Source organism: Veillonella sp. S13054-11 (genome assembly GCF_002959795.1).
In the GTDB taxonomy this organism is placed as follows: domain Bacteria; phylum Bacillota; class Negativicutes; order Veillonellales; family Veillonellaceae; genus Veillonella; species Veillonella parvula_E.
On sequence record NZ_PPCY01000001.1, the window covers coordinates 188,612 to 207,883 of the forward strand.

The window sequence follows — 19,272 nt, forward strand, 5'->3', positions numbered from 1 at the left end:
CATTATCTAATCTAATACATTACTATATTTTATCATATTCTAAGTAAAGTACGCAAAAAGGCTAACCAAGGAAACCTTGGCTAGCCTTTTATTAGACAATGAATTATTCAGCGTCTTCTGCAGTTTCTTTTGATTCCATCAACTCAGTCAAAGCCAAACCCAATTTCTTTTCATCTTTGTTAAGAGAAATGATTTTAACTTCAACTTCTTGACCACGATTCAAGTAATCTTCAACTTTCGCATTACGTTGTTTTGTAATTTGAGAAATGTGAAGTAAACCTTGGATGTCGTCATTAACAGCTACGAATGCACCGTAAGCTACTAAACGAACAACTTTGCCGTTAATAACATCGCCAACATGCAATGTTTCTTCAGCAACGTCCCATGGGCTCTTAGATAAAGCTTTTAAGGACAAGGATAATTTATTGCTTTCAGCGTCGAAGGATTGTAACTTAACTTCGATTTCTTGGCCAACAGAAAGAACATCTTCCACTTTTTTGATTTTTTGCCAAGAAATATCGGAAATGTGAAGTAAACCTTCAATACCGCCGATATCTACGAATGCACCATAAGGCATGATTTTACGAACGATACCTTTATAGTTTTCGCCAACGTTGATGTTTTTCAATGCTTCAGCTAATTTAGCTTGACGTTCCACTTCCAATACTGCACGACGGGAAAGAACCAAACGGTTTTTCTTTTCATCGATTTCAAGTACTTTAGCTTCAAATTCTGTACCAACCAAGTTGTCTAAGGATTTCACGAAATGAACATCACCTTGGGACAATGGAATGAAACCACGAAGGGATTTAACTGTTACTACTAAACCTGCTGGGATAGCATCAATACCTTTACATACGATAGCTTCATCTTTTTCTTGTGCTTCGATAACATATTGCCAATCTTCATCTTTAGCCAAGCGAGTCATAGAAAGATAAATAGGATTATCTTCTTTGATGTGATTCATGATAACTGCTTTAATTTCATCACCATTTTTTAACACATCTTTGGCAGATTCTGGTGCTGGATAAGAAATTTCAGTTCTGTTCAAAATGGCTTCAGTTTTGTAGCCAAAAGATACATAAGCTCGTTCATCTTCGACTTGAACTACTGTACCTTCTACAACGTTCCCTTTCTTAAATTCTTCTTGACCTTCGGCTGCTAATAATTCTGCAAAATCTTTCATTGTCTCAATGACCTCCTTAATAATCCAGTCGGGAGTCGATGCTCCTGCTGTTACTCCTACCGTCTGTACTCGGTTAAACCATTCCAGTTGTAATTCAGTAGAAGTTTCAATGTGATACGTTGTACATCCAACGTCACGACAAACCTCTGCCAATCGGTTTGTGTTGCCGCTGTTCTTACCGCCTATCACTATCATAAGATCTACATTACGTGCTAAATCAACGGCAGAATTCTGTCGTTCTTGCGTTGCATTGCATATCGTTTTGAAAACCTTAAGATTCTTAGATTTTTTCTCTAATATGTCTATTATACTGTTAAATTTGAATTGTGAAAAGGTTGTTTGTACAACAACGCCCATTTTTTCCACAACTTGTAGTTTTTGGGCGGATTCTTCATCTTCGATGATTATTCCTTCGTTATTTGCCCATAAATTGATGCTTTTAACCTCAGGATGGTTTTTTTCTCCCAAAATCACCAAAGTCATACCTTCATCTATAACAGACTTTGCATCTTGCTGTGCTTTTTTTACATGTGGACATGTGGCATCCACAACATGTAATCCTTTTTCTTCTGCCTCTTCGTAAATAGCAGGTCCTACACCATGAGAGCGAATAATCATTGTGCCTTCAGCGATATCAGACACTTCTTGAACAGGGCTTACCCCTTTGTCTTCAAGACGACCTACAACTTGAGGATTATGAATAATAGGACCTAATGTATAGCTTTTACCATCGTTATTTGCAGCTTCATTTGCCATTTCAACAGCCCGTTTTACACCATAGCAAAAACCATGGTTTTTAGCCAAAATTATTTCCATAAAGTCTCCTCTATACAATTGTTATGATAAGAATCTATCATTCGTTGGATTTCACTTTTAACACTATCATTTACTTTTTGAATCGCTTCTGGAGTCGCTTTAGCTTTTTCAACTGGAATCGGTTTACCAATAATACAAGCCACTTTATTACGTTCCATATTGTGAGAGCCAATGATAGCAACAGGCACTATGCTAACCGCTGTTCTAAGAGCAATTGATGCTGCACCATCATGAAATTTACCAAGCTTACCACTTTTTTGACGGTTACCTTCTGCAAATATGCCTAAAACCTTATTATCTTTAAGTAGTCCCATGGCATGACGAATAGCAACTTTATCAATAGCACCGCGATTTAACGGAAATGCACCAAGCCATGTACAAAAAAAACGCGAAATAGGATTCACAAATAATTCTTGTTTAGCCATAAAGTGTACATGTCTAGGCAAAGCATAGCCACAGATAGGGGGATCATTATTACTTAAATGATTAGGCACCACGATAACGGGTCCTTCCATTGGAAAATTATCACGACCATATACTTTCAGTCCATACCCTACCTTATAGCGAAGCCAAAAAGCGGTACGCCATAACCAGGTTGAAAATTTATTCATGATTGATTGTCTCCTGCACTAAATTCAATATATATGCCACAGTTTCATCGAAATTCATATCGCTAGAGTCTACAACCACTGCATCTTCAACGCATACAAGTGGAGACTCTTCACGATTTTTATCCATTTCATCACGACTAACAACATTCTTTTTAATTTCGTCTAGTGTTTGCTCGTTTGATGTACCTTGTACTTCTAACCATCTACGTTTTGCACGTGCATCTACAGAAGCGGTTAAATAAATTTTTAGCTCTGCATTAGGTAATACGACAGAACCGATATCACGTCCATCTAATATAACTCCCCCAACGGCGGCCATCTCTTGTTGGCGTTCTACCAAATATTTTCGAACCCCTTTATAAGAAGCTATAGTCGATACATTATCATTAATTTGCTGCTGGCGAATTAATGATGTAACATCTTTCCCTTTAATATAGACCTTGCATGCTGTTGCAGTAGGCTCTAAAGTCAAATTTAAAGAAGGTAATAAAGCTTCTACAGCAGCTTGATCCTTAACATCAATTTGACTATCAAGAACTGCCCATGTAACACCGCGATACATGGAACCTGTATCGATATATAAATACCCTAATTCATTGGCCACTACTTTAGAAATGCTACTTTTACCAGCCCCAGCAGGACCATCAATAGCAATGGCAATTTTTTTAGTGTTCATAATAACCTCTATTCTTCATCACCGTGTACGGCATGCATAGCCGCCACATAGCCTGTGGAAAAGGCAGCTTGTAAATTATAGCCTCCTGTAAAAGCATCTATGTCTAGTACTTCACCAGCACCATATAAACCACCAATCAATTTAGACTCCATAGTTTTAGGATTAAATTCTTTTAATGAAATACCACCTGCTGTAACAATAGCTTCCGCTACAGGTCGTAATTCCTTAACAGTTACTGTCATATGTTGCAATACATGACATAAGCGCAAACGCTCTTCCTTTGTAATTTGATTAATTGGTTTAGCCGGATTTAACTCAGCAAGCTTTATAACAATGGGAATAAGATTTACAGGTAGTAAATCCTTCATCCCATTAGCCAATTGTTTTTTAGAATATAAATCAAAATCCTTTTGCAAGCGATTATCCAATACTTCTGCAGTTAAAGCAGGCTTAAGATTAATTTCAATGGTAATTTGAGGATTTTTCTTACGAAGCAACTTACCTACCATGTGACTTAATGATAAAATTGTAGGCCCCGTAAGACCAAAATGAGTAAACATCATTTCCCCAAATTGTTTAGCTTGTACCTTACTTTTAGAAATTACGGATACCTCAACATTACGAAGACTAAGCCCCATAATTTCCTTTACCCACGTTTCGTTTGTAACGATAGGGACTAAGGATGGACGAATATCAGTAATAGTATGTCCCACTTTTTCGGCTAAAACGTAACCATCACCAGTAGAACCTGTCAATGGATAAGATGCACCACCAGTACAAATAATAGCAGCATCACAAGCATATTGTTCCTTATCCGTTGTAACACCAACTACACGATTTTCCTGTACAGTAATCGATGTAACAGGTTCATTTAAATGAACTTGAACATTATACTTTTTTAGGATTTTCATAAAGATATTGCGTACTTCTAATGCAGAATCGGATTCAGGAAACACTCGTCCCCCACGTTCTACTTTAGTTTTTAACCCCCAGCTATGCAATAGGTCCAGAAGATCTTCATTACTAAAGCGTTCATAGGCACCGTACAAGAACTTACCATTACCAGGCGTATTTTTTATAAATTCGGCCATATCTGCACTATTCGTAATATTACAGCGACCTTTACCGGTAATGCCCATTTTCTTGCCAACCATATTCATTTTTTCCAATAAGATGACGCGTGCTCCTTCACGGCCTGCTATAACAGCTGCCATTAGACCTGCCGCACCACCGCCAATGACTATGATTTGCTTCATGCCTTATCTGTCCCCAATGCTTTTAGCGCTTTTACTTCACGAATTGTTAGTTGACGAGAAGCGCCTCGTTTCACACCACCTAAAGTAAGACCAGCATACGCAATGCGTTTTAAATTATGAATACGATAGCCAAAGTGTTCAAACATACGACGAACTTGACGATTGCGACCTTCATGAATTGTAATTTCTACTTCATGTACACCATTATGATCATCAAAACCTAAATCTACAATTGTTGCAGGTGCAGTTATACCATCTTCAAGCTCTACACCATTTGCAATAATTTGCAAATCATCATCGCGAACACGACCTTTGATACGAACTTCATAAGTCTTTTCCACGCCTTTAGATGGATGCGTTAGATTTTGTGCCAACTCTCCATCATTCGTAAGCAGTAACAAACCTTCTGTATATAAATCGAGACGACCAATAGGGTAAATTCGTTTCGTTTCATTTTTTATATAATCTAAAACCGTTTCTCGACCTTGAGGGTCAGACACAGATGTAATGACCCCCTTTGGCTTATTTAACAAATAATATACTGGTTTCTCTTGAGCCAATAATTGCCCATTAACCTTAACCTTATCTTTTTGTGGATTAATTTTGACCCCTAATTCGGTTACCTTGCGACCATTGACCTGTACTTTACCTTCTGTAATTAGTTCTTCTGCCTTACGCCGTGATGCAATACCACAACTGGCAATATATTTTTGTAATCGTTCCATGCTACCCTTCTGTTTCCGAAACTTCTTGATGTAAGGCTTCTATCGATTCTACACCAGCACTTCTCAAAAATTCATCAGTCGTGCCATATAGAATCGGTCTACCTACAGTATCCTTATGACCTAATTCAGCTATAAGAGATCGAGTCAATAATTGTTTTATAATTTTATCGCTATTTACACCGCGCACCTCTTCGATTTCAGCCTTTGTAATAGGCTGCTTATAGGCGATAACAGCTAATGTTTCCATAGCCGCATTAGATAATTTATCTTCTCTTTTACGAATATGCCCAACATAATCAGCACATTCAACAGCGCTTACTAATTCAACACCGGCTCCAGATATACGTATTCGAATACCTCGATTCTGTTCTTCTAGTTCTCGTTGTAATTCTTCTATATATTTTTGTGTCGCCTCTGTGGAAAGCCCAAACACTTCTGCTAACATATCTATCGATATAGGCTTTGCCGATGAAAACAAAACGGCTTCTAAATGCATCGTTGGTAAGCTCATATAGCCCCCTTTCTACACGGCCCGCTCTAAGATAGCAGTGAATATAATATCATCATCTTCATAACGCATTTCCATAACTTGTTGTTTTAACAATTCTAAAACAGCCATAAAGATGGTTACCATACCACTTTTCGTTTCAATTGCTACTAATAACTCCCTAAAATATAGACATTCGCCACGATGTATCCGACTAGACAAGGATATAATCATGTCCTCTAAACTATACGTATCCTTTTCAACCTTTACCTCACGAATCGTCTCTTCTTCTGGTAACTCTTTAGCTCGTTTTATAGTTTGATAAAAAATTTGATATAACTGTGAAAGTTCCAAATTATATACACTATCTAATCCAAGCACACTCGTTTCTTCAGGACGACTAAATATATTCGCAGATACAGCGGTACGCTCCATTAATAGAGATGTAATATCCTTAATTTTCTTAAATTCTACTAATTTTGCTACCAACTCGTCACGTGGATCCTCTGCTTCATCGGGCTCAGGTTCAGCCTTAGGTAATAACATGCGTGATTTAATCTGTAATAAGGTAGATGCCATAACAAGAAATTCACTACTATAATGAATATCAAAATGGTTCCAATTGTCTAGATATGCCAAGTATTGACTCGTTATTTCAACGATAGGAATATCGGTAATTTCTATTTTATGTTTTTCAATGAGATGCAAGAGCAGATCAAGGGGACCTTCAAAAACGTCCAACTTGTAGTTATAATCTCCCATAAAACCCAATCCTCAGAAAAAATGTTTTTAACTATATAATTATAAAGCATTTATAGTAGTACTTTCAAATAATTGTTTTTTTTACACTCATCTGCTATCTTTATTATTGTAATTATTTTATATTAAAAAAAGATACGTTATTGTGTATTCCTTTTAGAGAGGATTTATTATGTCATCGAGTGTGAGGCAAATTGGGCGAAATCCAATTTTTCGCTTTGGTATTATAGGTATTGTTTTATATATCATTTTATTTTTAATTTATGAGCCCATAACCTTAGGGCTTGATGTAGAGGATATTACGATTTTAGCTGTACCAACAATTGTAGGTACCTTTTTATTTCAATATTTTATGGGGTGTACCGTTTTCCACAGGCCTTTTTTAGGGTATGGCCTAGTCGGAATCTTATGGGCACTTACCTTTCCTCTTTTATTCCATTGGTCCTATGTGAAGCCATTATACTTCTATGAATTTGCTAATGATTTTTTATTTGGCTTATTAATTTTCATGGGATTATCAGGCATTCAGTTTTTACTGAACCAAACAAATCGCTTCCATAAAACAACATCCTTAATCATGGCTATCATTTCCATGATTCTGAGCTTAATACCATTCTTACAGATCGGCTATTACATGACTACTTGGCATTGCTTAACGCCAGCCAGTCTGCTAGCCGTATATATGACCAATCCAGAAGAAGCATTTGGTTTTTTAAAGAATGCAGCTGGAATACCTGGTCTTATAGCAATAAGTATTGGTCTTATCTTATGGACTTATTTATTGTACTGGTCTAACTTAGGTATGAAAGCAGTAGTAAACTTAAATACTACACGTCCTATGCGGTCAGCTATGCTTATCGCATCCCTTGTAGCTTTTTTAGTATATGTACCATTCTTCTTGTTCCCACAAACCTGTATTGTGGCGAACTGGATTGCTGCAGGCGATTATGTAAAACAAATGCAACAATATAATGATAATCACCACTTAGTATTTGATTCCTTTAATTTAGACACAAAGGAAACAGCGGTGAACAAAACACCTGGTACTATTATTCTAGTCATTGGCGAATCTAGTTCTCGAGATTATATGAAAGTATATAATCCAAACTTCCCATATGACGATACTCCATGGCAAGGCAATATGCGTTCGGACAATAAAGACTTTGTCTTCTTTGATAATGCCTATTCATCGTACGTACAAACAGTACCAACCTTGGAGCGTGCACTATCTGAACGAAATCAATATGATGATAAACCATTTCTTGATTCAGCCAATATCTTAGATATTGCTAAAAAAGCGGGATACACGACTTCTTGGTTTAGCAATCAAGGTGTATTCGGTGAATATGATACAGCTATTTCATTAATGGCTAAGACTGCAGACACAACAAAATGGGCCCATGAATCTTATGCATTCTCAGATCGATATGATGAAGCTCTATTGCCATTATTAGAAACTGTAGATCCTACCAAGAACAACTTTATCGTTATACATATTATGGGTAGTCATATTTACTACAATGATCGTTACCCGCATGAATTTAGCAAGTGGAAACAAGGTCCGTATCCTGATGGTCAAGAAGCATATGCTAACAGCCAATTATACACAGACTGGTTATTACAACAAATTTACAATTATGGCAAAGACAAATTAAACTTACAAGCCATGGTGTATTTCTCCGATCACGGTGAAAGTTTAGACAAATCGCATAACCCTGATACATTTGATTTTGTTATGACACATATTCCATTCTGGGTATACCTATCTCCACAATATCGCTCAACCTATCCACAGACTGCTAAGGTACTTGCAAAACACGAGCATCAATTCTTTACTAATGATTTGCTATACGATACATTAGTTGGTCTCATGCATGCTCCAAGTCAACGATATGATGCAACACGAGATTTTAGTAATGCTCAATATCGATTTAATCTACATAACTTAACTACATTACTTGGTGAACAACCATTAGCAAATGATCCTGTTAATACAAACAAGTAGTCTTTAATTGATATTGTTGCCATTATTTTTCTATTGTATTAAGTTATTTTAATAGTAAAACAACTTAATATAACCAAAAAGAGATGAGTTTAACTCATCTCTTTTTTTCTGCAAGCAAAAGCTCTATATCATTTTCCGTATAAATTCTTATATTCTTTTCTAATAGAGCCTCTACAGTACATCCATGACCATTTTTCAATGTTCTAGTAAAAGTTCCATCATAAATGCACTTATATCCACAGCTAGGACTTTTCGCCTTCATCAAAGCTTGCTTGCAACCATATTTTAGTGCAATATCAACTGTTAATTGAGCACCTCTTACAAACTCATCTGTAACATCAGCTCCATTAACAGTACATATACGTTCACCCTGCCGCTCCGCAGGATCACGAGGCGTACTAAGTCCCCCTAACACTTCCGGACATACTGGTACTAATTCATAATATTCCTTTAGAGCCTCTATCGTTTCTATATAATTGTCTTTGCCATCATATCGACAGGGTACACCAAATAGGCATTCACTAATCAATAACTTAGGTTTCTTATTCATAGATTTATCTATCTCTTATATATTTATACGTAACTTATAGTAATAATTTTCACAAATCGTTTTAATTGTATATAAGAAAAAAGACTAACCCAAAGTTAGTCTTAATTGGTGCCGAGGACCGGAATCGAACCGGTACGGTTGTTTCCAACCGACGGATTTTAAGTCCGTTGCGTCTGCCTGTTCCGCCACCCCGGCATGGGTAACGATTGTGGAGGCGGCACCCAGAATCGAACTGGGGAATAAAGGTTTTGCAGACCTCTGCCTTACCGCTTGGCTATGCCGCCATATAAAATTGGAGCGGGAAACGAGATTCGAACTCGCGACCCCCGCCTTGGCAAGGCGGTGCTCTACCGCTGAGCTATTCCCGCATATAAATGGTGCCTCAGGACAGAATCGAACTGTCGACACACGGATTTTCAGTCCGTTGCTCTACCAACTGAGCTACCGAGGCATAAATGGCGACCCCGATCAGATTTGAACTGACGATCTTCGCCGTGACAGGGCGACATGTTAACCGCTACACCACGGGGCCGTAACCAAAGTACTTGCTTAGTATATCGGTTATCAGGACTTTTGTCAACACTATACTACAATATTTTTAATAAATTCTTCCTCATGTTTTAATATAGTAGATTCCCTATGTCCAGGCTCAACAATTAACTCCTTAGACAAAGTTAAAAGATGATTCAAACTCTTAATCAAATCAGCTGGATTACTGTTATAATTATCTGTATTTCCCACATTTTGTTTAAATAAAGTATCACCAGTAAATAGATGGCCTTCAATTTCTAAACAAACCGATCCAGCACTATGCCCAGGTGTATGATGAACTATTATATTAAAAGGATCTAACTGTAATTGCCCTTCTACTAAATCATTACAATGTGTATACATTTTTTTCTTATATACACTTGGTCTCCGTCGAATTAACTGTAACAATTCTTGATCTAAAGGATGTAAATAAGCGGGAATATTATAATGTGTACATACTTCATCCAAGGCGGACACATGATCACAATGACCATGTGTCAATAAAACTGCTATAGGTTCAGAATCCGCAACCATATCAATAATGTGGTTACAATGAAAGCCCGGATCAATGATTATAGATTTTCCCTCTTTGATAAGTACATAACAATTTGCTTTATAAAGCCCTAGAGGACGTTTTATAACTTCCATATAGTTCCCGCCCTCCTATAGAATACGATATCGTTTAGGAACCTCTTTTTTAATAAAATACCCTTCCCAAAACTGAGGGTGAAGCATAACTAAAATCGTAAATAACTCCAAACGACCTAGTAACATGTCTACAATAGCAATACATTTAGCAGTATCCGGCATAACATTAAAGGAATCAGTAGGACCAAAGCCACCAAACCCTAGTCCTACATTGCTAAGAAAGGCCGTAACCACTTGCATAGAATCATATGTATTAAGACCAGTACAAGTCATTAGAAAAACAGATACCACATAAATCATTAAATATAAAAATAAAAATTGCTGTGTCATCTGGATCCATTTAGTAGGCATCGGTTTGCCATTAATACGTACTACTTGAACCATATCAGGATGAATTGATTTTCGCAGATAAATTATAGAACTCTTAATCAAAATAATAAGTCGTATAATTTTTACACCGCCCGTTGTAGAACCACTACAACCACCAAAAAATGTACAAATAAATAACATCATCTGTGCTGCAGCAGGCCACAAATCATAATCACTAATAGCAAAACCACTACCAGTTTGAAGCGAAACTAAATTAAAGGCAGCATTTCTAACAATCTCTAAAGGACTAGAATAGCTAGATTGTAATGCTAGAGATATTGATACAATGGCAATACCAATAAACACTACAAGCCAGTACATACGTGTTTCAAAATCATTAATTAAAACGCGAATTCCTTTTTGAAGTGCATTGTAATACACAGAGAAATTGCCACCAGCAAGAAACATAAAGAATATAAATACGAAACAAATATAATTACTTTGTTCATAAATAAAAGCCCCTGCTGATGTCGGTGCAAATCCACCCGTGGCAATAATAGAAAAGGCATAGTTTAACGCATCAAAAGGTTCAATGCCGCCAGCCCACAGCATAAGAAAGCAAAGAGCAGTAAAGGCAATATACAACTGCCAAAGCTTGGTGGCCATTGATTGAATACGCGGCATTACAACACCAGGCTTTGGTACAGATGCCTCTGCATTAAAGAAATGTGCTGCATCTGCTCCTAAATTCTTTAAAAATGATAAGATAAGGACGATGATCCCCATCCCTCCAACCCAGTGCATAAGACCACGCCACAATACAAATGTGTTTGGTAACGTATCAACACTATAAATAATAGTTGCACCAGTTGCAGTAATACCTGAAGTGGCTTCAAATAAAGCATCAAAAACATTAGTCAATATGCCACTCCCCAAAAAAGGTAAAGCCCCCAAAATAACCGTAAATATCCAAGTAGAGGATACAACTAAGAACCCATCACGAATACTAAAGCTTTGACTTTCACAACCGTAATAAGATAAAAGCGTCCCCAAAACTAAAGAAAGGCTTGTGGTTATAAGGAATGACCAATATGCAGTTTCAAATACGACACTATATATAAAAGGGATTAAAGTAAAAACCCCAAATATATAGAGTAGTCGACCCACTAAGGACATAACGATTTGAATTCGCATAGCCCCTCCTTACTAAGTAAGATATTTAAGCAATTTGCTTACCGATTCAGGTAATGTAAAGAGAACGATATGATCACCATCTAAAATTTGAGTATTACCACGAGGTACGATAGCTTCATTTTCCCGTAAAATTACACCTACTAAGGCCTTCCCAGGTAAACGAATATCTTTCAATTGTTTACCTGCTACAGGTGATTCATTGGTAATTTCAATTTCGATAGATTCGGCTTTACCACCTTCAAAGGTGGAAATAGATACAACCCCTTCTCCACTTCGTACAAAGCGCAAAATTTGACTTGCAGTTAATAAACGTGGAGAAAATACTACATCAATACCTACTTGCTCCATCAGCATAATATATTCTGGCCGTCCCACACGAACAACGGTTTTTGGGATGCCCATATGCTTCCCTACAAGTGCTACAAGTAAGTTAAGTTTATCATCATCTGTTAGAGCAATAATTACATCGCTATCAGCAATTTCCTCAGCTTCGAGCAAATCAAAATCAGTACCATCCCCATTGATAACCATGGCTTTATCCACTTGATTTGCCAGTTTCTCACAACGGTCAAAATCTTTTTCAATAACCTTCACAGAAAAACCAGCTTTTTCTAGTAATACAGTTAAGTTACGACCTAAGAGACCTGCCCCAATGATTACAGCCCGTTTATAGAATGTATTATAATTATGGAACCAAAGTTTCTCCACTTCAGAAACGGACTCTTTCAAACCTAGGAAAAATACACTATCATCAGCCTGTAAACGACTTTCACCATGCGGAATAATCATTTCACCATAGCGCAAAATACCAACTAATAGAACACCTTCAGGAAAGCGAATTTCTTTTAGTGGCTGTTCTAATAGAGGAAATTCATTATTCAATTTGAATTCCATAAGGCGCACAGCACCCTGACCGAACTCCTCAACATCTATAGCTGATGGTGTTTCTAAAATTTGTAGTAACTCTTGAGCTGTAACCATTTCAGGATTGATGAAAAGATCAACACCTAATTGAGCTCGTATCTCCTCATCCATATGTTCCGCCACACTATTATCACGAACGCGTGCAATAGTTGTAGGCACACCTTTTATTTTAGCTACCGAACAGGATAGCATATTAACCTCATCTGAATCAGTAACAGCAATAAACATACCAACATCAGATATATCGATTTCATTCAATAATTGAACATCACTGCCATTCCCTAAAACTAGGCTAACATCTAATGTATTTTCAAGATTATGAATGCGTTCTGGTGAGCGATCGATAACATATACATCATGATCGTCTTGAACAAGACGTTGTGCTAATGAATAACCAACCTTACCAGCGCCTACAATGACAATTTTCATCGTCTTTATTCCTCATCTTGGGACTCATCACTAACAAGAGGTGTCCATTGGCGACCTATGTCGGTAAGCAATGTCCAACCATCCTCCTGAACAATTTTTTTCTCTTTCATTAAATGCCCTAAGGCACGTTTGAACGCAGCCTTACTAATATTGAACTTATCTTTAATCAACATCGCTGAAGACTCATCACTATATGGCATCTTTCCACCGCGATTTAAAAGATATTCCATAATAATATCACCATCTGAAACAAGAGCTTTTTCCTTTGTAGGGCGCATAGATACATTGACACGACCATCATCGCGTTTGAAAGTAATACGACCTTCAATCATTTCCCCTACTTTTAACTTTCTCGTCATTTCAGAACGATGTAAAAAGGCAATCCAACGCTCAGGAGTGATAAAAAATGCCCCATCACTCGTTAAGTTATAGATAGCACCTTTTACAAGTTGACCAACCGTAGCTTCAGTAGCAGCTTTAGAGGCACGACGCATTTCATCATCTACATCCATGGAGACCGCAAAACGGCCAGATTTATCAGTATATAGACGAACCCATACCTTTTCCCCTACCTGAGGGCGACCACGCATCTCAGCATGAGGCATAAAGATACCACGTTCTGTGCCAACCTCAACGAAGCAACCAAAATTTGTCGTATTGATGACCTCAACATAACCAATTTGGCCAACCTTCATAGCTGGTAAACGCATAGAAGCAGTTAAACGCCCCTTTGGATCGCGATATAAAAATACTTCTACCTCATCTCCTATAGTAACTGGTGAAGTTTGTTGATCTTTATGAAGCAAAATATCATCATTTGTATTGCCTGTTTGACCATCTAGAAAAGCACCTTGGTCACTAGTACGCAATACTTTCAATGTGGCAATTGTATTTTCCAACAATTCTGTAGCCATATTATACTCCTTCAAATGGAACTCGACCAGCGTCATTCCACAATTCTTCTAGACTGTAGAATTCACGCAATTCATCACCACCAAAGACATGACAAATTATATCGCCGAAATCCAATAAAATCCATTCTCCTTCACGATAACCTTCTCTGTGCCGAACTGTCATACCTAATTCGGCTGCTTTATCTTCCATTTCATCAGCAATACTTTGAGATTGCTTGATGTTATTTGCACTGGCAATCAAAAAATAATCACCTAACATTGAAATACCTTCTAAATCAAGAATTTCAATATCTCTGCCTTTTTTATTAAATGCAGCTTGTGCAAGTTCTAATACGATTTGTTTAATATCTTCTTTCTTTTTCATTATATTGCCTCTTATCTTATCGCTTACTACCGCTCTCCTCACCTGGTTCTGTGGGTTTTGTAATAGTGCCACCATTATGTTCCGATTCAGGTGCAACCTTCGACGTACTATTTGTTGGTGCAGATATAAATTGCGTCATTTCATTAGCTGGTAAATTACCCATTGTAATACCCACTAAACGTTGAGCTTCCGTGGGGTTTACCTTCCAATAAGTCGTTTCACCTATAAGTTCTTTTTCACCAGGAAGTATATAGAAGTGGATTTCTTCTTTATTAATTTTGCTCGCATTATATATCAGTTTAATAGCATCTAAAGTGGAGATATTACTATCATAATGCTCCCAAATACGCCAAATATGCCATGCATTTGTTATAAAAAATGCATTATGCTCTTGTTCTACCCACAACTTTAAGAATCGCTCTTGTCGTTGTACACGAGTAAAGGTATCGTGTTTAGGATCTGAATATCGTAAATACGCTAAGGCATTATTACTATCTAAAGTTTGGTAACCACGTCGCAAATCAATATCTATATTGCCTTCTGCATCAATATGTTCCATCGGTTGTTCTACATAAATTTGCTGATTTCCTAACACATCATTAGTTTTCTTGAAGGCAGTTTGATTAACTACTACATAATACGGGATTGAAATATGGAACATATCCTCAATTACAGCTTTAGTAAGTTCAATGCCTCCTTTTTCATAAATACTATTTAACATAGTCGCATCGGTTTGATCACGATTATCGATTTTACTATTACTTGGAATGCCGATAACGTCCATCGTTTTTTGATCAAGGTTTACAGATAATAGGAATAGACTATCACCTTGACTAGGATTATTGTCATCAGTGCCGATAACCAAAATATATAAAGGTTTATCTAAGCCTTTTTGCTCTACTGATACAGTATTTGCGTCCTGTTTATTTTCACTATCTATCACGGCTTCAGTAGCTTCAGTAGTTCCGACAATTGCTCTATATGCATAAGATACACCACTATATATGCCATACCCTATCCCACCGAGCAAAGTAAAAACTACAACAATAGCCAGAATAACTCTGGGCCACTTCACAGATGACTTTTGTTGACGTCTTTTTCTACGTCGGCGAGCTCTTGCTCGTTCACGTTCGTCCATATAAAACTCCATTATTTACAAGATTTTAATACATCATTACGACCAAGAATGGTCAAAGGATAAATAGAAAGATGTTGCTCAATAAGGTGATTAATAGTATTGTCAAAACCAAGCAATACAGCCTTATTTAGATCTTTTTTAGCTACCGTTCGAAGTTCATCAACACCTGGGAAATCACGATTGGGTTCAATATAATCTGCTAAGAATATAACTTTATCTAATGTAGACATCCCTACCTTACCAGTTGTATGAACACGAATAGCTTCTAAAATTTCTGAATCGGTTATAGAGAACTCAAGTTTAGCTCGAATCATACCTGCTAATCCATGTAAAAGATTACCATTGGCTAATAATTCTTCATCAGCTTTGTAATTATTCTCCTTCACCAAATCTTGCATCTCTTTCAAAGGCATTTCTTTAGCACAATCATGTAGCAATGCCGCTAATCGTGCTTTTTCTACATCAACATTATAAAGTTTAGCCAACTGAGTTGCGGATTCAACAACACCTAGAGTATGCTTAAAACGTTTTTTCCCCATCCATTGGCTTACCCTATGTTGTATTTCATCAAACGATAACATCATTTATTCCTTCCCATATATATGGTTTTCTTCTATATAATCCACTACACATTTAGGCAACATATAACGAACGGTCTTTCCAGACCGTAAGCGCTCTCGTAAATACGTAGCAGACAATTTCATTTCAGGCACTTCCATAACATGTATTTTTTCACGTGCTTTAGATCCTAACTCATCCAAAGTAGAATCAATAGCACTTGATCCATCTGGCCTAGTAGCTCCAATAAAATGAACCTCATCTATAAGTTCATCTATAAATTTCCAAGTCGGTAATGCACGAATAGTATCAGTCCCTGCAATAAAGTAAAATTCAACAGTAGGACCATATAGTTTTTTAAAATATTGAATCGTATCAACGGTATACGAAGGGCCTTCTCGGCGCATCTCTACATCAGAAATTTCAAAATTTGGATTATCCGAAACTGCGGCCGCCGTCATAGCATAGCGATGATGACTATCAATCACATCATGTTGCTTATGTGGTGGAATACGAGCAGGTACAAAGATAACCTTTTCTAAATTAAAGCTTTCACAAGCCACCTCTGCAATCATTAGATGACCTAAATGAATGGGATTAAATGTTCCACCAATTATACCTATACGACGTTTATCTACCATAATGTGGTCACTCCCTTAATGACAATGACACAAATAATGATGAATATGAGCAATGCTTTTATATAGGATATCCATTCATATCGTCCCTTTGGTGTTTGAATGTATCTATAGTATGCCCTTAAAAAATAATATAATTTCTTCACGTCCGTACTTGGCCTTCTCCAAATACAAAATATTTATAAGATGTTAGAGCCTGTAACCCCATAGGACCTCGAGCATGGAGTTTTTGTGTACTAATGCCAATCTCAGCACCAAAGCCAAACTCAAAGCCATCTGTAAAACGTGTAGATGCATTATGATACACAGTAGAGCAATCTACTAAATTCATAAACACATTAGCACGCATAGGTTCATCTGTGATAATAGCCTCAGAGTGATGTGTAGTATACCGATTCACATGATCAATAGCTTCTTCAAGATTTTCAACGATACGCACATTTAAGTCCATATCATTGTATTCTGTGCTGAAAGACTCTTCTGTTAGAGGAATTGTATTTACCATATATTGAGCTACAGCCTCATCACCATGAATACGAACACCATATTCTAGTAGTGCTATATTAAGGCGTGGTAAAAACTCTCTAGCCACAGCTTGATGAACTAGTAAGGTTTCCATAGAGTTACATACAGATGGACGTTGGACTTTAGCATTGACTGCAATTTCTAAAGCCATCTCTAAATCAGCAAATTCATCAACAAAGGTATGACATACACCGCTACCAGTTTCAATAACAGGGATACTACTATCTTCTACAACACGACGAATAAGTCCAGCACCCCCACGTGGAATGATTACATCAATATATTCCCGTTGTTGTAAAAGTACTCCAACCAGATCTCGATCAAGCACCTCAACGAGTTGAATAGAGTCACCATTAATACCTAACGACTCTAAGGTATTCCGCATGATAGACACGATGATTTGATTCGTGTGAAATGCCTCCTTACCACCTCGTAAAATTGTAGCATTTGCTGTCTTTAAACAAAGAACACCTGCATCTATGGTTACATTAGGACGGGCTTCAAAGATAATACCAATTACACCAAAAGGTACGGATCGCTTTTCAATAATCAAACCATTAGGACGAGTGATTGTTTCTATAATGGAACCTACAGGACTTTCAAGAGCAGCCACTTGACGCACCCCTTCTGCCATTAAAGCAATGCGACTAGGTGTCAAAGTCAATCGATCTATCATAGTTCGAGGTAAATTATAGTCAACAGATTTTTCTAGGTCTAACTCATTAGCCGCCATAATTTCATCTGTTTGTGCTTCTACAGCATCAGCAATTGCTAACAATGCAGAATCTAAAGTTTCTTGGTCGAGTTGGGCTAATTCAAAAGATGCCGTTTTAGCTCTCTGGCCCATATCTTTACAAATTTTTTCATACTGGTTCATAGGATTTCCTCAGTGTAATAAAACTAGATTATTACGATGTACAGCCTCATCATAGGTCGTATTAATACCCAGAATCTCGGCTATATCATTTGTATTGTGACCTTTAATCGCCTTCATATCATCAATACTATAATTAATAAGTCCACGACCAATTTCCTTATGATCATGATAAATGGAAATTGTATCACCAGGTCCAAAAGTCCCCTCTACTTCAATAATACCAGCGGGCAGAATGCTAGCACCCTTATCTAAAACAGCGCGAGCACACCCGTCATCAATCGTAATGGAGCCTTTTAATCGTTTACCAAAAGCTAACCAATGATGTTTACCAGATAAACTTGCATCATGGGCTTCAAAGAGTGTCCCAATTTGTTCACCCTTACATACACGACGAACAGAATCCTCTACTTCACCTGAGGTAATAACCATTGGTACACCAGAATTTGTTGCCATATGAGCAGCTTTAATTTTTGTATACATACCACCCGTTCCCATATTAGAACCAGCACCACCTGCAATAGCATAGGTTTCATCGTTAATTTCAGAAACAGTTTCTATCAAAGTAGCATCTGGATTAGTGGCTGGGTTAGCTGTATATAAGCCTTCAATATCTGACAAAATGATAAGTAAATCTGCATCTACAATACCTGCAACAGTAGCAGATAATGTATCGTTATCACCGATTTTAAATTCTTCGATAGCAACCACGTCATTTTCATTAATAATAGGAATAACGTTAAGTTGCAATAAAGTATGTAATGTATTACGCAAGTTAAGATAACTATGTCGTCCAGTACTATCCTCTTTCGTTAAAAGAATTTGCCCTACGGTTCGACCATATTCTCGAAACATGCGCTCGTACATATGAATGAGAATACCTTGACCTACTGCAGCAGCTGCTTGTTTTAATACGAGATCTCTAGGCTTTTCTTTAAAGCCTAAAGGGGCAAGACCTGCACCAGTAGCACCAGAGGAAACAAGAATAATCTCTTTACCTTGGTTAGCCAAATCTGATAATTGGCGCACTAATCTTTCAATACGCTCCAAATTTAAATGTCCGTTAGTGTAACAAAGCGTACTGCTACCAACTTTGACTACAATTCGTTTTGCATTAACGATGGCGCTGCGCATAGACTAACCTCCTAAGGTTGA

19 protein-coding genes and 5 tRNA genes are annotated in these 19,272 nt (G+C 37.2%); 1 reads left to right on the forward strand and 23 read right to left on the reverse strand.

What is annotated here, in order from left to right; translation table 11 throughout:
- Window positions 1-103: 103 nt before the first annotated feature.
- Genes VPHSUH08_RS00900 through VPHSUH08_RS00930 form a run of 7 tightly spaced genes read right to left on the reverse strand, consistent with a single transcriptional unit; the run spans window position 104 to window position 6,519 of the window.
- Window positions 104-2,002, reverse strand: a complete 1,899-nt coding sequence (locus VPHSUH08_RS00900; protein ID WP_004697305.1) for a bifunctional 4-hydroxy-3-methylbut-2-enyl diphosphate reductase/30S ribosomal protein S1 — start codon at window positions 2,000-2,002, stop codon at window positions 104-106.
- Window positions 1,993-2,613 (reverse strand): 1-acyl-sn-glycerol-3-phosphate acyltransferase, encoded by a 621-nt coding sequence (locus VPHSUH08_RS00905; protein ID WP_004697382.1) that lies wholly within the window; start codon window positions 2,611-2,613, stop codon window positions 1,993-1,995. The genes VPHSUH08_RS00900 and VPHSUH08_RS00905 overlap by 10 nt, the downstream gene beginning before the upstream one ends.
- Entirely contained in the window at window positions 2,606-3,289 is a 684-nt protein-coding gene (gene cmk / locus VPHSUH08_RS00910) for a (d)CMP kinase (protein WP_105086519.1), read from the reverse strand. Before cmk ends, VPHSUH08_RS00905 begins: the two co-directional genes overlap by 8 nt.
- Before the next feature lie 8 nt (window positions 3,290-3,297).
- Window positions 3,298-4,545 carry an NAD(P)/FAD-dependent oxidoreductase gene (locus VPHSUH08_RS00915; protein ID WP_004697422.1) on the reverse strand — a complete coding sequence of 416 codons (1,248 nt, stop codon included), beginning with the start codon at window positions 4,543-4,545 and terminating at the stop codon, window positions 3,298-3,300.
- Window positions 4,542-5,270, reverse strand: a complete 729-nt coding sequence (locus tag VPHSUH08_RS00920) for a pseudouridine synthase (protein WP_004697430.1) — start codon at window positions 5,268-5,270, stop codon at window positions 4,542-4,544. Before VPHSUH08_RS00920 ends, VPHSUH08_RS00915 begins: the two co-directional genes overlap by 4 nt.
- A 1-nt stretch (window position 5,271) precedes the next feature.
- On the reverse strand, window positions 5,272-5,781 hold the full coding sequence (gene scpB, locus VPHSUH08_RS00925; RefSeq protein ID WP_004693207.1) for an SMC-Scp complex subunit ScpB: 510 nt from the start codon (window positions 5,779-5,781) through the stop codon (window positions 5,272-5,274).
- A 12-nt stretch (window positions 5,782-5,793) separates the two neighbouring features.
- Window positions 5,794-6,519, reverse strand: coding sequence for a ScpA family protein (locus tag VPHSUH08_RS00930; RefSeq protein ID WP_004696959.1), 726 nt, complete (start codon window positions 6,517-6,519; stop codon window positions 5,794-5,796).
- Between the two features lie 169 nt (window positions 6,520-6,688).
- Between VPHSUH08_RS00930 and VPHSUH08_RS00935 the strand changes: the two genes are divergently transcribed.
- Window positions 6,689-8,521, forward strand: a complete 1,833-nt coding sequence (locus VPHSUH08_RS00935; RefSeq protein WP_004697153.1) for a phosphoethanolamine transferase — start codon at window positions 6,689-6,691, stop codon at window positions 8,519-8,521.
- A gap of 94 nt (window positions 8,522-8,615) precedes the next feature.
- On the opposite strand, the gene VPHSUH08_RS00940 is transcribed toward VPHSUH08_RS00935, so the two are convergent.
- The 16 genes from VPHSUH08_RS00940 to proB all read right to left on the reverse strand — a co-directional run bounded on the left by VPHSUH08_RS00940 (window position 8,616) and on the right by proB (window position 19,251).
- A complete protein-coding gene (locus VPHSUH08_RS00940; RefSeq protein WP_105086520.1) occupies window positions 8,616-9,071 on the reverse strand; it encodes a DUF523 domain-containing protein in 456 nt (151 codons plus the stop codon).
- Window positions 9,072-9,177: 106 nt separating this feature from the next.
- Window positions 9,178-9,266, reverse strand: a tRNA-Leu gene (locus VPHSUH08_RS00945).
- A 14-nt stretch (window positions 9,267-9,280) separates the two neighbouring features.
- A tRNA-Cys gene (locus tag VPHSUH08_RS00950) sits at window positions 9,281-9,355 on the reverse strand.
- A gap of 9 nt (window positions 9,356-9,364) precedes the next feature.
- Window positions 9,365-9,439: transfer RNA gene (locus VPHSUH08_RS00955), tRNA-Gly, on the reverse strand.
- A 7-nt stretch (window positions 9,440-9,446) separates the two neighbouring features.
- Window positions 9,447-9,522: transfer RNA gene (locus tag VPHSUH08_RS00960), tRNA-Phe, on the reverse strand.
- A 5-nt stretch (window positions 9,523-9,527) separates the two neighbouring features.
- A tRNA-Asp gene (locus VPHSUH08_RS00965) sits at window positions 9,528-9,603 on the reverse strand.
- Between the two features lie 50 nt (window positions 9,604-9,653).
- The gene (locus tag VPHSUH08_RS00970) at window positions 9,654-10,250 is read right to left on the reverse strand and encodes an MBL fold metallo-hydrolase (protein WP_004697139.1); all 597 of its coding nucleotides are present in this window, start codon (window positions 10,248-10,250) and stop codon (window positions 9,654-9,656) included.
- Window positions 10,251-10,265: 15 nt separating this feature from the next.
- Window positions 10,266-11,753: a TrkH family potassium uptake protein gene (locus VPHSUH08_RS00975; RefSeq protein ID WP_004697205.1), complete on the reverse strand. Its 1,488-nt coding sequence runs from the start codon at window positions 11,751-11,753 to the stop codon at window positions 10,266-10,268.
- 12 nt (window positions 11,754-11,765) lie between these two features.
- Window positions 11,766-13,106 carry a Trk system potassium transporter TrkA gene (trkA, locus tag VPHSUH08_RS00980; RefSeq protein ID WP_105086521.1) on the reverse strand — a complete coding sequence of 447 codons (1,341 nt, stop codon included), beginning with the start codon at window positions 13,104-13,106 and terminating at the stop codon, window positions 11,766-11,768.
- 5 nt (window positions 13,107-13,111) lie between these two features.
- On the reverse strand, window positions 13,112-14,020 hold the full coding sequence (locus VPHSUH08_RS00985; RefSeq protein ID WP_004697457.1) for a S1 RNA-binding domain-containing protein: 909 nt from the start codon (window positions 14,018-14,020) through the stop codon (window positions 13,112-13,114).
- A gap of 1 nt (window position 14,021) precedes the next feature.
- Entirely contained in the window at window positions 14,022-14,384 is a 363-nt protein-coding gene (rsfS, locus tag VPHSUH08_RS00990; RefSeq protein WP_004697255.1) for a ribosome silencing factor, read from the reverse strand.
- Between the two features lie 16 nt (window positions 14,385-14,400).
- Complete coding sequence (locus VPHSUH08_RS00995) at window positions 14,401-15,522, reverse strand: LCP family protein (protein ID WP_004697102.1); 1,122 nt, start codon at window positions 15,520-15,522, stop codon at window positions 14,401-14,403.
- A gap of 11 nt (window positions 15,523-15,533) precedes the next feature.
- Complete coding sequence (gene yqeK, locus VPHSUH08_RS01000) at window positions 15,534-16,103, reverse strand: bis(5'-nucleosyl)-tetraphosphatase (symmetrical) YqeK (RefSeq protein WP_038150274.1); 570 nt, start codon at window positions 16,101-16,103, stop codon at window positions 15,534-15,536.
- Window positions 16,104-16,106: 3 nt separating this feature from the next.
- Window positions 16,107-16,721, reverse strand: coding sequence for a nicotinate-nucleotide adenylyltransferase (nadD, locus tag VPHSUH08_RS01005; RefSeq protein WP_004693184.1), 615 nt, complete (start codon window positions 16,719-16,721; stop codon window positions 16,107-16,109).
- Window positions 16,722-16,860: 139 nt separating this feature from the next.
- Window positions 16,861-18,120: a glutamate-5-semialdehyde dehydrogenase gene (locus VPHSUH08_RS01010; protein ID WP_004697040.1), complete on the reverse strand. Its 1,260-nt coding sequence runs from the start codon at window positions 18,118-18,120 to the stop codon at window positions 16,861-16,863.
- A 9-nt stretch (window positions 18,121-18,129) separates the two neighbouring features.
- On the reverse strand, window positions 18,130-19,251 hold the full coding sequence (gene proB, locus VPHSUH08_RS01015) for a glutamate 5-kinase (protein ID WP_004693178.1): 1,122 nt from the start codon (window positions 19,249-19,251) through the stop codon (window positions 18,130-18,132).
- Window positions 19,252-19,272: the final 21 nt, after the last annotated feature.

Excerpts from the sequence above, each read along its gene's own strand:
- proB (WP_004693178.1), bottom strand. The coding sequence starts at position 19,251 with ATGCGCAGCGCCATCGTTAATGCAAAACGAATTGTAGTCAAAGTTGGT.
- VPHSUH08_RS00940 (WP_105086520.1), bottom strand. The coding sequence starts at position 9,071 with ATGAATAAGAAACCTAAGTTATTGATTAGTGAATGCCTATTTGGTGTA.
- VPHSUH08_RS00930 (WP_004696959.1), bottom strand. The coding sequence starts at position 6,519 with ATGGGAGATTATAACTACAAGTTGGACGTTTTTGAAGGTCCCCTTGAT.
- VPHSUH08_RS00985 (WP_004697457.1), bottom strand. The coding sequence starts at position 14,020 with ATGGCTACAGAATTGTTGGAAAATACAATTGCCACATTGAAAGTATTG.
- cmk (WP_105086519.1), bottom strand. The coding sequence starts at position 3,289 with ATGAACACTAAAAAAATTGCCATTGCTATTGATGGTCCTGCTGGGGCT.
- VPHSUH08_RS00915 (WP_004697422.1), bottom strand. The coding sequence starts at position 4,545 with ATGAAGCAAATCATAGTCATTGGCGGTGGTGCGGCAGGTCTAATGGCA.
- rsfS (WP_004697255.1), bottom strand. The coding sequence starts at position 14,384 with ATGAAAAAGAAAGAAGATATTAAACAAATCGTATTAGAACTTGCACAA.
- VPHSUH08_RS00935 (WP_004697153.1), top strand. The coding sequence starts at position 6,689 with ATGTCATCGAGTGTGAGGCAAATTGGGCGAAATCCAATTTTTCGCTTT.
- VPHSUH08_RS00905 (WP_004697382.1), bottom strand. The coding sequence starts at position 2,613 with ATGAATAAATTTTCAACCTGGTTATGGCGTACCGCTTTTTGGCTTCGC.
- VPHSUH08_RS00970 (WP_004697139.1), bottom strand. The coding sequence starts at position 10,250 with ATGGAAGTTATAAAACGTCCTCTAGGGCTTTATAAAGCAAATTGTTAT.
- VPHSUH08_RS00900 (WP_004697305.1), bottom strand. The coding sequence starts at position 2,002 with ATGGAAATAATTTTGGCTAAAAACCATGGTTTTTGCTATGGTGTAAAA.
- VPHSUH08_RS00995 (WP_004697102.1), bottom strand. The coding sequence starts at position 15,522 with ATGGACGAACGTGAACGAGCAAGAGCTCGCCGACGTAGAAAAAGACGT.
- nadD (WP_004693184.1), bottom strand. The coding sequence starts at position 16,721 with ATGGTAGATAAACGTCGTATAGGTATAATTGGTGGAACATTTAATCCC.
- VPHSUH08_RS00920 (WP_004697430.1), bottom strand. The coding sequence starts at position 5,270 with ATGGAACGATTACAAAAATATATTGCCAGTTGTGGTATTGCATCACGG.
- VPHSUH08_RS00975 (WP_004697205.1), bottom strand. The coding sequence starts at position 11,753 with ATGCGAATTCAAATCGTTATGTCCTTAGTGGGTCGACTACTCTATATA.
- VPHSUH08_RS01010 (WP_004697040.1), bottom strand. The coding sequence starts at position 18,120 with ATGAACCAGTATGAAAAAATTTGTAAAGATATGGGCCAGAGAGCTAAA.
- trkA (WP_105086521.1), bottom strand. The coding sequence starts at position 13,106 with ATGAAAATTGTCATTGTAGGCGCTGGTAAGGTTGGTTATTCATTAGCA.
- scpB (WP_004693207.1), bottom strand. The coding sequence starts at position 5,781 with ATGAGCTTACCAACGATGCATTTAGAAGCCGTTTTGTTTTCATCGGCA.
- yqeK (WP_038150274.1), bottom strand. The coding sequence starts at position 16,103 with ATGTTATCGTTTGATGAAATACAACATAGGGTAAGCCAATGGATGGGG.